Below are 12026 nucleotides of genomic sequence, written 5' to 3' on the forward strand. Positions count from 1 at the left end.
CAAAAAAAACCGACCAGGCCAGAAGCCTGATCGGGTTTTTCCAGGGCGTTGATCAGTGCGAGACGCGGCTGGTGCCATCGACCGTCATGATGCGCACACGGTCGCCCACTCGGAAAATCTCGTTTTCCTGCACGGACTGCACATAAGCGCGCATGCTGCCGTCGTCTTCGCGCACCGTGATCTCCACACCCTGGGTACGGGTGATGCCCTCTTCGGCGGCCGAACCGGCCAGGCCACCGGCAACGGCACCAATCACGGCAGCGACGATGCTGCCACGCCCGCCACCGACGGCGCTGCCCGCCAGGCCACCCACTACGGCACCAGCGCCTCCGCCAATCGGCGTCTTGGTACCTTCGATCTTTACAGGGCGCAGCGATTCGATGGTGCCCATGCGCACGGTTTGCACACGGCGGGCCTCATCGCGCGAATAGCTGTCGCCGCTCAAGTTTGACGCACAGCCACCGAGTAGCAGCGCGGTGGCTGTGAAGGTCGCAACCAGCAAAGCGGATTTACGCATGGGTAGAATCTCCATAAGTCAGGTACTCATTAGACGCTGCACATTGACGGCTGTCACGGTACTCACTGCATAAAATTGCTTTCATTCAGCCAGCGTACAGCCAACGCGGTCAGGCAGGGCGCTTACCCATCAGACCAAGGATAACCATGGATTACTTCATCGTCGTGGTCGCCACCCTCGCCGGGTTGGGTTTCCACGCCTGGCTGTACGTGCGCATGCGGCGATGGATGGACCGTGACCTGGCGCTGTCACTGGCAGGTGGCGACCCGCACAAGCAGGCGTACATGCTGCAGCGGTTGCAACATGCGCGTCAGTCGAAGATGGGGCGCAAGGCACTGGCTCAGTGGCTTGCGCAGGAGGCGGCGGCGTATTCGCGCTGAAGAACAGAGCCGATGGGGCTATCTCGTAGCCCCGTGTATCAAGGCGCGAGACGCTCGCGATGCCAGCCTTGGGCCGCCTTGCGGTAGTTCAGGCGGTCATGCAGGCGACTGGCGCGCCCTTGCCAGAACTCGATGCGCTCTGGCAGCAGGCGATAGCCACCCCAATGCTCGGGGCAATGAGGCTGGGTGTCGGAGAAACGCGCCTCGGTCGCCTTGACCAAGGTTTCGAGCGCCTCGCGCCCAGCGATCACCTGGCTCTGGGGCGATGCCCAGGCGCCCAGGCGGCTGCCCAACGGCCTGACCTGGTAGTAATCGTCCGATTCCTTGGCCGAGACCTTCTCGACACGGCCCTCGATACGCACTTGCCGTTCGAGCGCCGGCCAGAAAAAGGTCATGGCGGCGAACGGGTTGGCCTGCAGCTGCCTACCCTTGGCGCTGTCGTAGTTGGTGAAGAACGTGAAGCCCTGCTCGTCCAGCCCCTTGAGCAACAGCACACGGCAGTGCGGTCGCCCATCGGCGTCCACCGTGGCCAGGGTCATGGCGTTAGCTTCCACCGGCGCCTGCTCTGTTTGCACGGCATCGCCGAACCATTGGTGAAACAAGGCGAACGGCTCGGCCGGGGCCTGAGCCTCGGTCAGGCCGTCGCGGGTGTAATCGCGGCGCATATCGGCCAGGGATTGGGTCATTGCTGCGTTCCTTGACGATCAGTTGGTCTTCGCAGGGCTGTTGGCAGCTACCTTCTTGTCAGTGGCAGCTTTCTTGGCGGCAGGTTTGGCGGCCGCCGCTTTTTTGGTCGCCGTCTTGGCCGGTGACTTGGCTTTGGCGGCAGGCTTCTTGGCAGCGGTTTTGCCGGCTGGCTTGGCTGCAGCTTTGCTTGGCTGGGCCTTGGCGGCTGTAGCCTTGGTCACAGGTGCCTTGGCATCCTGCACGGCTACCATGGCAGCCGGCGACGGCGTTGGCGTGGCCTGTTGATACTTGCTCAGCAGCGCGACCATGGTGTTCTGTGGGGTCAGCAGCATTTCCACGCGGCGGTTCAGCGCACGGCCTTCGGCACTGTCGTTGGCGGCGCGAGGCATCACCGAGCCCATGCCCTTGAGGATCAGGCGATCACGTTGTAACCCGCTCAGGCGGAAGATGGCCGATACCGAGGCAGCCCGCTCAAGGCTCAGCTTCTGGTTGGCAGCCACCACGCCGCTGGTGTCGGCGTGGCCCAGCACCAGCACGGCCGTCTTGGGGTCGCCTTCGACCGTCTTGGCCACGCGGGTGATGGGGCCCAGGGTGACGGGCAATAACATGTTCGGACGGTCAGGGTTGTACGCGCCGTCTACTGGCAAGGTGACTGCCAGCACGTTGTCGCGCCGCTCGAGCTCCAGCTTGCTGTCCTTGATGGCCTCGCGCAGCTTGGGTTCGTACTCGTCCAACCAGGCCTGGGTGGCCTGTTGGTCGATCTTCGGCACCACCGGCCCTTGGGCCTGCTTCTGCTCACCGCCAAACGGCCACCACCAGCGGCTGCTGCTTTCGGATTTGGCGTCGGCCTTGGCGACCTTTTCCGTGACTGCTGCCTTCACTTCCTGTTCGGCGACCTTGTCCGAGCCGAATGGCCACCAGCTTGAACTGGCGCTCTTGGCAGAACCCTCGGGATGGCTGGCGCAGCCGGTGACAGCGGTCAGGCACAGGGCGAGTGCTAAGGTTTTATGTGAAGACATCAGCGATACACCATGAATTAGAAAGAAATTTTGCCCACACTCTTGAGGCGTCGGCATTGAGGATAGTCAAAGAGGCTGGGCAATACCCGCACTAACCGATCAAAGGCATTGCCCAAGTACGCGCACCAGTTTCTGGGCGCGAGGGTCCATCAGCACGTAGGGGCCCAAGGTATTGACGACAAAGCCAAAAGCCACATCTCGCTCCGGATCTGCAAACCCGACCGAGCCCCCGGCACCGGGGTGACCGAAGGCGCGAGCACCCAAGCCGAAGGTGGCATTGGCCACATCAGGCTGGTCGAGCATGCAGCCCAGCCCGAAGCGCGTCTGGGTCAGCAAGGTCCGGTCCTGGCCTAGGCTGTGTTGGCGAGTGAACGCCTCCAGCAGCTCCGACTCCAGCAGGCTGCCTTCGAGCAGGCCTGCATAGAACCCAGCCAGGCTGCGGGCATTGCCATGGCCATTGGCTGCGGGTTGCTGCATGCGCCGCCACTCAGGTTTGTTGGTACTGGTCAGAATGGCGGGTGGGTTGGTAAACGCCCTTGTAGACAGCGCCTCGGGCTCACGCAGCGTCACCTGCAGCAGGCGCTGGGCAGCAGCGTCACCAGGGTTGCCCTTGCCGCGTGCAATATGGGCCACCCGATGAAACTCCTCGTCGGCCAGCCCCACATGGAAGTCCAACCCCAGCGGCCGCGCCGTACGCGCCACGATGGAGTCGCCTGGGCCGCGCCCATCTGCGCGACGAATCAACTCACCGATCAGCCAACCAAAGGTGATAGCGGCGTAGCCGTGCTCGCTACCCGGTGTCCACCACGGTGTTTGCGCGGCCAGGGCATCGACCATTGCCTGCCAGTCGTAAAGGGCCTCGGCTGGCAGCAGCTCGCGAATCGCAGGCAGACCGGCACGGTGGCTGAGCAATTGTCGTAGCGTGATAGCCGCTTTGCCCGCCTGACCGAACTCAGGCCAATAACGCGCCACCGGGGCATCCAGTTCGAGTTTGCCCTCGCCCACCAGTTGCAAGGCGGTGACGGCGGCAAAGGGTTTGGTGCAGGAAAACAGGTTGGCGATGGTGTCGCTGTGCCAGGGCTGCTGGCCATCCTTGTCGGCGGTGCCCGCCCACAAGTCCACTACCGTTTCACCGCCCACCTGAATGCACAGCGCAGCCCCGCGTTCCTGGGGATCATCGAACAGCGCCGCGAAGGCTTCGCGCACTGCTTCGAATTTCAGCTCAAAATGACCCTGAATCTGCACCCTGTGTTCTCCATGCGGCATGTTGGCAAAAGGGCCTGCATTGTTTCAGTAGTTCGGCCTTTTGCCTACAGGCGCCCATCGCTCGTCACGGCGACGCTGGCGCTTGGCTGTGCGCGCGCAACTGGTCCAATGCTTCGAGGTTGCTCTTGCGCACGGCCTGGACGAAGCCTGGGTAGGCGATGTCGGTGATGGCAACCAACCCCAGGTGCCCGTTCTCTGCGTCCAGCAATCGGCCGCTGGCAGGCTGGTCAAGGTACTGGAACCAATGGGCGCCGACGATCGTGGGTTGGGCGAGCGCCGCCTTGAGGAAATTGCCATAGGCAGGCCCGCGGTCTTCCTCGCGTGCGACCTCCACCGGCCCCGGCCAGAACGGCCCGCGATCGCGCGAGCCGAATTGGAACTCGGACACCAGCACCGGCTTGTCCAGCTCCGCCAGGCGCGCGAAGTCATAGCCGTCCTGAGGCTTGAGGGTATAGAAATTGAAGCTGAGCACATCGCAGAACTCGGCGCAGGCCTTGACCGCTTCGGGCGTACTCACGGCAAACCGCCCACCCAGCAAGAGGTGATTCGGCGCATGCCACTTGAGCGAGTCGGCGAGGGTCTTGAAATAGGTCTGGGCGAACACCTGCTGGAAATACTGGTAGTCGCGTTCGATTTCCGGGTGTTCCGGGCTGGGCAGTGGGGCCTCGAAACCGGGGTCTTCCATCAACTCCCAAGCCGACAGCTCGATGCCCCAGGCCTTGGACAAGCCTTCCTGATTTCGGTACTTGTCACGCAGCTGCTTGAGGAATGCGCGCTTGGCCGGTACGTCGGTGGTCAGGCGCAATGTACCGTAGGCCAGCCCATAGCGCGCTTTCGGGTCATCGCCCGGGGCCGCCCAGGCCAGCTCGTTGTCGGCAAAATAACCAATCAGCCAAGGGTCATCGCGGTGGTCGCGGGCGGCGATGGCCACGGCCCGTTCGGTGGCCATCGCAAAGCGTGGGTCGAAGGGATCGGGCATGCGGCCCCACCAGTCCATGCCGGTGCTGATGCTCGCGTAATCGCCCACGATGGACAGCGGCAAGGTGTAAGGCACGCGCTGGTGCTCGCCTAAGGCCGCATCGCTCCAGTTGCCCAATGTGTTGAAGCCCCAGGCCTGCAGCCGGTCGAGTGTATGGCGCTGCCAGCGGGCGCTGTCCAACTTGGCAGGAGGGCAATTGGCTGGCTGCGCTGGCGCCTGCGGGTCGGCCCCCTGGCACGGTGCTCCGTAGGTGCGTTCGAGATTGGCGGCATAGAAGTCGAACCACTGCCCCTTCTTGAAGGCGCGCCCCTGGGACGAGGCATTGCCGTCATCGTTATTGCCCTGGCCATAGAAGGCGGACAAGGGCTCGCCCTGTTGCGGCAGCGCCTTGAACATCCCCTCGCGCCCCGCCACATACGTGCGCCCGCCATCTGCGGCCACGGCATTGACGCCCAGGGAATAGAACGGGTGCCCCAGCGGCGTCACCAGGTACCAACGACCCTCGCGTTTTTCGGTACGGAAGAACCCGGTAGCCTCGAAGGGCGTGCCTGCCGTCAAGCCGCCATAGGTGTCCAGCGGCTGCTTTTCACGTTCGGCCAACCACCCCCTGATCTGCTGTTGTTCACGCCCGGCGCTCGCCTTGAGCTGCTCATCACTGGTTACTTTCTCAGGCCAGGTGCTGCGCGTGGACTGGCCGTAGGCGTCGATGAGTTCGCGGTAGGCCGCCTGCCACGCCTGGTCGTCATCCTGAATACCCACGCGCTCGATCAGCAGGCTCTGGGCTGCCTTGGGACCAGGGATGCTCAGGCTGACCGCCGCGACCTGTGCCAGGTCCACCGCGCCCGTGCTGCTGCCGAGTAGCACGCGCTGGCCGCCGAAGCTCCACGGCATGGGCGGGCCTGCACGCAGCCCTTGCTGCAGGGGCGAACGCGCTGTCAACGGCACCATCACTGTTTGCGCAGGTCCTGCCGGCAAGTCGATACGGCTGGTCAGCGTACGGCCGTCATTGCCCTGCACCGTCACATCCAAGGTCAGCGCCCAGGCCATCGCGTTTTGCAGGCGCAGGGTCAGGAAGCGGCCGCTAGACCAGTCCCAGGTGCCGCTTTGCGGGCTCATGCGCAAGGTCGGCCGCTCGGCGGCGTTGAACACCACGCGTCGCAACACCTCGCCCTGGGCGGTCTGCTCGGCGTTGTACTGGGGCATGCCGGCATCCACGGTTGCGACATTGACCACCGAGGCCGGGCGCACGAAGCTGAACAACGTCTGCTGCCCCGCCAGCAACGGCGGACTCAACAGCAGGGCGATGACAGCGGGCAAGGTACGGCGAACCATAGGGCGGGGTCTCTCCTTCAGGGCCCTCATGGCCCACGACTGAGGTTGGACAACGTGCCGGCGCAAGCGCTCCGGCCGTCAGGAAATCTCCCGCCGAAATGGCGGCAGCGCATTGAGAATAGCCTTGCCGTAGCGCTGGGTGACCAGGCGCCGGTCCAGCAAGGTGATGACACCGCGGTCCTGCTCGGTGCGCAACAGTCGGCCACATGCCTGGATCAGGCGCAACGAGGCATCAGGCACGGCAATTTCCATGAACGGATTGCCGCCTCGCGCTTCGATCCACTCTGCCAAGGCCGCCTCGACAGGGTCGTCAGGCACGGCGAACGGGATCTTGGCGATGACCACGTGCTCGCAATAGGCCCCCGGCAAGTCGACGCCCTCGGCGAAGCTGGCCAGGCCGAACAGCACGCTGTGCTGGCCGTCGTCGACGCGGGCCTTGTGCTTGTTCAGGGTTTCCTGCTTGGACAAGTTGCCCTGGATCAGCACCAGCTTGCGCCAGTCCCGGTCCAGGCCATCGAACACGTCCTGCATCTGCTTGCGTGACGAGAACAACACCAGCGCGCCGCGGGCATCTTCGACGATGCCCGGCAACTCGCGAATGATGGCCGCGGTGTGGCCGGCGGCGTCACGGGGGTCGGCCTTGAGGTCGGGCACCCGCAGCAGGCCTGCATCACCGTGCACGAACGGGCTGGGCACCACGCAGGAAACCGCATCGCGGGGCAACCCCGAACGCATGCGGAAGCGGTCGAACTTGCCCAGCGCTGTCAGGGTCGCAGAAGTGACCAATGCGCCGTGTGCCACGTTCCACAAGCTGCGCCGCAGCATCTCGGCCGCCAAAATGGGGCTGGCATTGACCTCGATATCGAACAGTGCCCCACTCTCGGCCAAGGTCAGCCAGCGGGCCATGGGCGGACTGTCCTCGGGGTCTTCGGCGGTGAACGCCGTCCACAATTCCCAGTTGCCCTGGGCACGGGTCTGCAGGCTACCGAACAGCGGGTACCACTCCTCGGCCTGGTGGCTGGCGATGCCAATGCTGACCTCGCCGCCCATGCCTTCCTTTAGCAGGTCGGTCAGGCGGGTGAACACATCGTTCAGGCGGGCAAAGCCTTTTTTCAGCTCGACGCCGACCTCGCGGATTTCATCGGGTACCACGCCACCTGGAAAACGGTAGCGGGGGCGTTCACGCCCTTCGTTGTCTTCGCCTGGACGAAAATCGGCCACCTGCTCGCAGAGCGTGAACATGAACTGCTGCTGGGTGCGGATTTCGCGGGCAAGCTCGGGCACCTGTTCGATCAGCTTGCCCAGATCGCCCGGCAGGGGGTGCTGGGCCAGCAGCTTGGTCAGGTTCTTGGCGGTTTGCTCAAGCCAGTCGGCGGTTGAACGCAACCGTGAATAATGGGCGAAGTGGCCGATGGCCTTGTCTGGCAGGTGATGCCCTTCGTCGAACACGTACATGGTGTCCCGGGGGGCCGGGAGCACCGCACCGCCGCCCAGTGCCAGGTCGGCCAGCACCATGTCGTGGTTGGTGACGATTACGTCTACCTTGCCCATGCCTTCACGGGCCTTGTAGAACACGCACTGCTGGAAATTGGGACAGTGGCGGCCGGTGCATTGGCTGTGGTCGGTGGTCAGCCGTGCCCAGTCCTCGTCTTCGAGGCTGTCTGGCCAACTGTCCCGATCACCGTCCCAACGGTTGCCGGCCAGCTTTTCGATCATGCTGTTGAACAGCTTCAGGCTGCGCTCGTCCACGTCGATGCGAAAACCTTCTTCCTCCAGCAACTGCGCCTGGGAGGTCTGGGCGTGGCCTTCCTGGACCAGGATGTCGAGCTTGGACAGGCACAGGTAGCGGCCCCGCCCTTTGGCCAGGGCAAAGCTGAAATTCAGCCCGCTGTTGCGCATCAGGTCAGGCAGGTCCTTGAAGACGATCTGCTCCTGCAGCGCCACGGTCGCAGTGGCGATGACCAGACGCTTGCCTGCCGCCTTGGCCGCCGGAATGGCCGCCAGGCTGTAGGCAACCGTCTTGCCGGTACCGGTGCCCGCCTCCACCGCCACGACGGCGGGCTCGCCGGCACGACGGCCTTCGTCGTCGCAGGGAATGTCCCCGAGGACCTTGGCTACCTCGGCGATCATCAGGCGCTGGCCGTAACGCGGCTTGAGGCTCTTGGCTTCGAGAAATCGCGTATAGGCGCCCTGGATGGTGGCTTTGAGTTCAGTGCTGATCATGGTGTGCAGGCGCCCGAAGGGCTGGATATATTTTCAGTATCGCGCATAGGGCGGCTATCATACCCCGCTCACGCTGTTTATGCCGCATGGAGATCCGGATGACTGCCTTTGCCCTGCCCTACACCCTGCACGTTCTGGCCGCCCTGGTCTGGGTGGGGGGCATGTTCTTCGCCTGGATGGTACTGCGCCCGGCAACGGTTGCAGCGCTGGACGGGCCTGCCAGGCTACGGTTATGGGCGGAAGTTTTCCGACGCTTCTTCGGCTGGATCTGGGTGGCCGTGGCGATTTTGGCGATAAGCGGCGTGGGCATGATCCACCTGCGCTTCAATGGCTTTGAAACCGCGCCGCGGTACGTCCAGGTGATGATCGGGGGCGGTATCGTCATGTTCGCCCTGTTCATGCGTATCCAGGCGTTGCTGCTTGCGCAAATGAAAACGGCGATCCAGGCCGAGGATTGGCCGGGGGCAGCGGCCGTGCTGGGGCGCATCCGCCGGATGGTGGGGGTGAACCTGCTGCTGGGCCTGGCCGTGGTCGCCGTGGCCAGTGCCCGCCTGATGTTCTGAGCGTACCCGCAGCGATCAGAGTCGCTGCAGGATCAGCTCGCCAGCAGCCCCGGCAAGGCCTGGCTGACCCGGTTGCCCGGCGCGGCCACTGTGGCCCGGCGAGGTGCGGTAGACCAGGCAACCCTTGCTCGCACCGCCCTTGCCCGCCTTGCCTGCGGCACCAGGCTTACCCGGCGCGCCCCCGTCAAGGCGCACCCTGATGCGATCGGCCGGGAAAGCCTCGGGTACGCTCAGGCGAATTCGACCACCCGGTGCACCGTCGTGGCCATTGCCGCCATCATCCCCGTTGAAACCACGGCTGGCACGGCCCCAGGTGCAGCCACCGGCCTGGCCGTTGGCGCCATCGAGCCCGGCGAATCCTGGCGCACCCGCGCCACCGCGGGCATCGATGGACAGTTGTTCGCCCTCTAGCTGGGCAAGCTTGAGGTCAAGCCCGCGCCCTGAACGCGCGGCACGTTCATAGGTCCCAGGCGCGCCCGGCGCACTGAACTCACTGCCAGCACCCAGGGTGGCACTGGCGGCCTCGATCAGGAGCGGGGTATCGGCCGGTGCCACGGCGATACGGGCATCACGGCCCAGCTCCAGCCGATCGACCGTCAGCGAGGCGAGCGTGGCGGGAAGCAGCAAGGTGGCATCGTCCGCCACCCTGAGCTGCTCCAGGTGCACCTCGGCCGACTTGGTCGGCAGGCGCAGCATGGAATTGGCGGGTACTTCCAGGTTCTGTGCCTGCGCAAGCGGCGCGGCCAGCAGGGCGAACAACATCAGATTACGCATTTCGTGGCGCCTCTTGCGCGCGGGGGATGGACATGATGTGGAAAATGCCCGTCAACAGGATCTGCAGACGGTCGAACCAGCGATGGCTACGGCCGCGCAGACTGGCATTGAACACCAGCATTTCGAGCAGGTGCAGCAGCGCCAGCATCAAGCCCGTGGCGTTGATCAACAGGTTCAACGGCACAGGTTGCGGCACCATCTGGTTGTACAGCACTACGCCCCAGAAGACTATGGTCAGGAGCTTGCCCAGGCTCAAGATGAATTTCATGCTCTGCCCCACCGTATGGCGTACTGCCGGGATGGCCAACGCGACCGTTTCACAGTAACTGCTCGGTCGGGAACCGCGCCAGCGCATATCCTGCTCGGCAAGGTCTAGTCCTCCGGCCATTACCGCCCAAGGCGATTGCAGAGCGCCCGCGCTGTAACGGTGCGCGGGCGCCATTGCCTCACCGTTGGATCTTGATTTCCGTACGACGGTTCATCGCGCGCCCCTCGGCAGTGGCGTTGTCGGCAACCGGTTGGGATTCGCCAGCCCCGACCACGGACACGAAGCTGTTGCGCGGAATGCCGCTTTCAACCAGATAGTCGGTAACCGAATGGGCACGGCGCTCGGAGAGTTTCTGGTTGTAGCTGTCGGCGCCCACGCTGTCGGTGTGGCCGCTCACGCTCAAGCGGGCCGAAGGCGCTTCCTGCTTCAGGCGTGTGGCGATGGTATTGAGGCGCTGCTTGTCGGCAGCGGTGAGCCTTGCAGAGTCGAATTCGAAATGCACGTCGCGGATGACGATCACTTCTTCTTTCTCGACCACCACCTGCTCGACGACCACAGCTTCGACCTGCGGCGCAGGCGGCGGGCAACCGTTAGCATCGACCTGGACGCCGCGCGGTGTACCTGGGCACTTGTCGCGGCTGTCCGGTACGCCGTCGCCGTCTTCGTCGCCATCCCCATGGGCCCAGCAATACCCCGCTGCAAGCCCGCCCCCGAGCAGTGCACCCCAACCTGCCCAACTCGAGCTTTCAATAGCGCCAAGTGCCGCGCCGCCCACACCGCCGACCGCCGCACATTTGGGCCAGTCGGTCTTTTGCAAACCCGCGCAACCAGTCAACACACTGGTGAGCAGAACCAGAGGTACAGCTGTGCGTACTATGCTCATTTCATAGCCTCTTTTAGGGGGGAATCGGCATCGTGGCCGATCAGGGCAGTAAAGACGCTGCTTGCTCAGCCTGCCAGCCATTTGCCATGACCGCATGCCACGGCCCTATGCCAACAGGCGCTGGCCCGATAGTCTTGGCTAATCTTGATGAGGACTGGCAATGACCGACGGTTTTTCCCAACGCACGCCGCAGCAGGCGCTCGCTGCCTTGCTCGAGCGCGTCACCCCGCAACGCCTGTTGCTGGTGGGCACGCGGTTCCCGGCACTTGATGCCTTCCTGCTGGCCCACCCTGAGGCGAGCCTGGCGAGCGCACCGCCGGGCCCGCTGCCGGCTGAACTGGCAGCACAGCGCTTCGACTTGGCGCTTCTGGTCGATTGCCTGGAGCACCTGCCCAAGCGCAACGGGTTGGAACTGCTTGGTGGCATCCGCAATCTCAACGCCAGTCGAGTCGCAGTGCTGGCCGACCTGACGGCCTGCGGCTGGCAGGACACGGACTTCTTCGCCCTGGCCCTGTCGGCCAGCGAGAAGTTTCAGCGCGACCAGCAGGTGTTAAGCCTGTTCACCTATGATCTACATGACTACAAGCAGGTCCCTGACTGGCTGAACGCGCGGTTCTGGGCCAACCCTGAAAACTTCGGCAAATACTGGTGGTGATGATGAGTGTTTCGGTCTGCCCATGTGGCAGTGGCAACCTGCTCGACGCCTGCTGCGGGCATTACCACGCTGGCACGCCGGCACCGGATGCCCAGGCGCTGATGCGCTCACGTTACAGCGCCTATGTGCTGGGGCTGGTCGATTACTTGGTGGCGACCACCTTGCCAGCCCAGCAGGCCGGCCTGGATCGCGCCGCCATGGCCGCCTGGAGTGCCCAGAGCACCTGGCTGGGCTTGGAGGTGGAGGACGCCGAGCTGATCGGTGGCCAGCCCGAGCACGGCTTCGTGACCTTCACTGCCCGCTGGCATGACCAGGACGGCGATCATCAGCACCGCGAACGCTCGGCCTTCGTGCAGCACGAAGGCCGCTGGTATTTCATCGACCCCACCGTGGGCCTGAACGCCACGCGCAACGATCCCTGCCCTTGCCAAAGCGGGCAGAAATTCAAGAAATGCTGCGCCAGCTATGTGGGTGGCTGAG

13 protein-coding genes are annotated in these 12026 nt (G+C 64.2%); 4 read left to right on the forward strand and 9 right to left on the reverse strand.

Going from position 1 to position 12026, the window contains the following annotated elements:
• Positions 1 to 52 precede the first annotated feature (52 nt).
• Positions 53 to 517, reverse strand: a complete 465-nt coding sequence (locus FS777_RS17080; RefSeq protein ID WP_023535237.1) for a glycine zipper 2TM domain-containing protein — start codon at positions 515 to 517, stop codon at positions 53 to 55.
• 146 nt (positions 518 to 663) lie between these two features.
• Between FS777_RS17080 and FS777_RS17085 the strand changes: the two genes are divergently transcribed.
• Positions 664 to 897, forward strand: a complete 234-nt coding sequence (locus FS777_RS17085; RefSeq protein ID WP_058637969.1) for a hypothetical protein — start codon at positions 664 to 666, stop codon at positions 895 to 897.
• Between the two features lie 38 nt (positions 898 to 935).
• On the opposite strand, the gene pdxH is transcribed toward FS777_RS17085, so the two are convergent.
• The 5 genes from pdxH to dinG form a co-directional block, all read right to left on the reverse strand.
• Positions 936 to 1583: a pyridoxamine 5'-phosphate oxidase gene (gene pdxH, locus FS777_RS17090; RefSeq protein ID WP_058606037.1), complete on the reverse strand. Its 648-nt coding sequence runs from the start codon at positions 1581 to 1583 to the stop codon at positions 936 to 938.
• Positions 1584 to 1601: 18 nt separating this feature from the next.
• A complete protein-coding gene (locus FS777_RS17095) occupies positions 1602 to 2603 on the reverse strand; it encodes an OmpA family protein (protein WP_058606038.1) in 1002 nt (333 codons plus the stop codon).
• A 99-nt stretch (positions 2604 to 2702) separates the two neighbouring features.
• Complete coding sequence (locus tag FS777_RS17100) at positions 2703 to 3848, reverse strand: serine hydrolase domain-containing protein (RefSeq protein ID WP_058637968.1); 1146 nt, start codon at positions 3846 to 3848, stop codon at positions 2703 to 2705.
• Positions 3849 to 3933: 85 nt separating this feature from the next.
• The gene (locus tag FS777_RS17105) at positions 3934 to 6180 is read right to left on the reverse strand and encodes a beta-galactosidase (RefSeq protein WP_145256584.1); all 2247 of its coding nucleotides are present in this window, start codon (positions 6178 to 6180) and stop codon (positions 3934 to 3936) included.
• Positions 6181 to 6258: 78 nt separating this feature from the next.
• Positions 6259 to 8403: an ATP-dependent DNA helicase DinG gene (gene dinG / locus FS777_RS17110; RefSeq protein ID WP_023535209.1), complete on the reverse strand. Its 2145-nt coding sequence runs from the start codon at positions 8401 to 8403 to the stop codon at positions 6259 to 6261.
• A gap of 98 nt (positions 8404 to 8501) precedes the next feature.
• On the opposite strand from dinG, the gene FS777_RS17115 reads away from it, so the two are divergent.
• Positions 8502 to 8966 carry a CopD family protein gene (locus FS777_RS17115; RefSeq protein WP_078478107.1) on the forward strand — a complete coding sequence of 155 codons (465 nt, stop codon included), beginning with the start codon at positions 8502 to 8504 and terminating at the stop codon, positions 8964 to 8966.
• Positions 8967 to 8981: 15 nt separating this feature from the next.
• Here FS777_RS17115 and FS777_RS17120 read toward each other — a convergent pair whose 3' ends face one another.
• The 3 genes from FS777_RS17120 to FS777_RS17130 all read right to left on the reverse strand — a co-directional run bounded on the left by FS777_RS17120 (position 8982) and on the right by FS777_RS17130 (position 10891).
• Positions 8982 to 9740, reverse strand: coding sequence for a collagen-like protein (locus FS777_RS17120; protein WP_145256588.1), 759 nt, complete (start codon positions 9738 to 9740; stop codon positions 8982 to 8984).
• Positions 9733 to 10008 (reverse strand): DUF1145 domain-containing protein, encoded by a 276-nt coding sequence (locus FS777_RS17125; protein WP_058606062.1) that lies wholly within the window; start codon positions 10006 to 10008, stop codon positions 9733 to 9735. Before FS777_RS17125 ends, FS777_RS17120 begins: the two co-directional genes overlap by 8 nt.
• 178 nt (positions 10009 to 10186) lie before the next feature.
• Positions 10187 to 10891, reverse strand: coding sequence for an OmpA family protein (locus tag FS777_RS17130; protein ID WP_027915328.1), 705 nt, complete (start codon positions 10889 to 10891; stop codon positions 10187 to 10189).
• Positions 10892 to 11051: 160 nt separating this feature from the next.
• Here FS777_RS17130 and FS777_RS17135 point away from each other — a divergent pair, with 160 nt between their 5' ends.
• The gene (locus FS777_RS17135; protein ID WP_058637963.1) at positions 11052 to 11546 is read left to right on the forward strand and encodes a DUF6231 family protein; all 495 of its coding nucleotides are present in this window, start codon (positions 11052 to 11054) and stop codon (positions 11544 to 11546) included.
• A 2-nt stretch (positions 11547 to 11548) separates the two neighbouring features.
• Positions 11549 to 12025: a YchJ family protein gene (locus FS777_RS17140; protein WP_058606045.1), complete on the forward strand. Its 477-nt coding sequence runs from the start codon at positions 11549 to 11551 to the stop codon at positions 12023 to 12025.
• Position 12026 lies beyond the last annotated feature (1 nt).

Origin of the sequence: Pseudomonas sp. DE0157 (assembly GCF_007678615.1) — a bacterium.
GTDB classification, from domain to species: Bacteria; Pseudomonadota; Gammaproteobacteria; order Pseudomonadales; family Pseudomonadaceae; genus Aquipseudomonas; species Aquipseudomonas parafulva_B.

What these genes read in the sequence shown, in the direction of transcription:
- dinG (WP_023535209.1), bottom strand. Translation starts at nt 8,403, where the DNA reads ATGATCAGCACTGAACTCAAAGCCACCATCCAGGGCGCCTATACGCGA.
- FS777_RS17105 (WP_145256584.1), bottom strand. Translation starts at nt 6,180, where the DNA reads ATGGTTCGCCGTACCTTGCCCGCTGTCATCGCCCTGCTGTTGAGTCCG.
- FS777_RS17120 (WP_145256588.1), bottom strand. Translation starts at nt 9,740, where the DNA reads ATGCGTAATCTGATGTTGTTCGCCCTGCTGGCCGCGCCGCTTGCGCAG.
- FS777_RS17135 (WP_058637963.1), top strand. Translation starts at nt 11,052, where the DNA reads ATGACCGACGGTTTTTCCCAACGCACGCCGCAGCAGGCGCTCGCTGCC.
- FS777_RS17095 (WP_058606038.1), bottom strand. Translation starts at nt 2,603, where the DNA reads ATGTCTTCACATAAAACCTTAGCACTCGCCCTGTGCCTGACCGCTGTC.
- FS777_RS17115 (WP_078478107.1), top strand. Translation starts at nt 8,502, where the DNA reads ATGACTGCCTTTGCCCTGCCCTACACCCTGCACGTTCTGGCCGCCCTG.
- FS777_RS17140 (WP_058606045.1), top strand. Translation starts at nt 11,549, where the DNA reads ATGAGTGTTTCGGTCTGCCCATGTGGCAGTGGCAACCTGCTCGACGCC.
- FS777_RS17130 (WP_027915328.1), bottom strand. Translation starts at nt 10,891, where the DNA reads ATGAGCATAGTACGCACAGCTGTACCTCTGGTTCTGCTCACCAGTGTG.
- FS777_RS17085 (WP_058637969.1), top strand. Translation starts at nt 664, where the DNA reads ATGGATTACTTCATCGTCGTGGTCGCCACCCTCGCCGGGTTGGGTTTC.
- FS777_RS17080 (WP_023535237.1), bottom strand. Translation starts at nt 517, where the DNA reads ATGCGTAAATCCGCTTTGCTGGTTGCGACCTTCACAGCCACCGCGCTG.
- FS777_RS17125 (WP_058606062.1), bottom strand. Translation starts at nt 10,008, where the DNA reads ATGAAATTCATCTTGAGCCTGGGCAAGCTCCTGACCATAGTCTTCTGG.
- pdxH (WP_058606037.1), bottom strand. Translation starts at nt 1,583, where the DNA reads ATGACCCAATCCCTGGCCGATATGCGCCGCGATTACACCCGCGACGGC.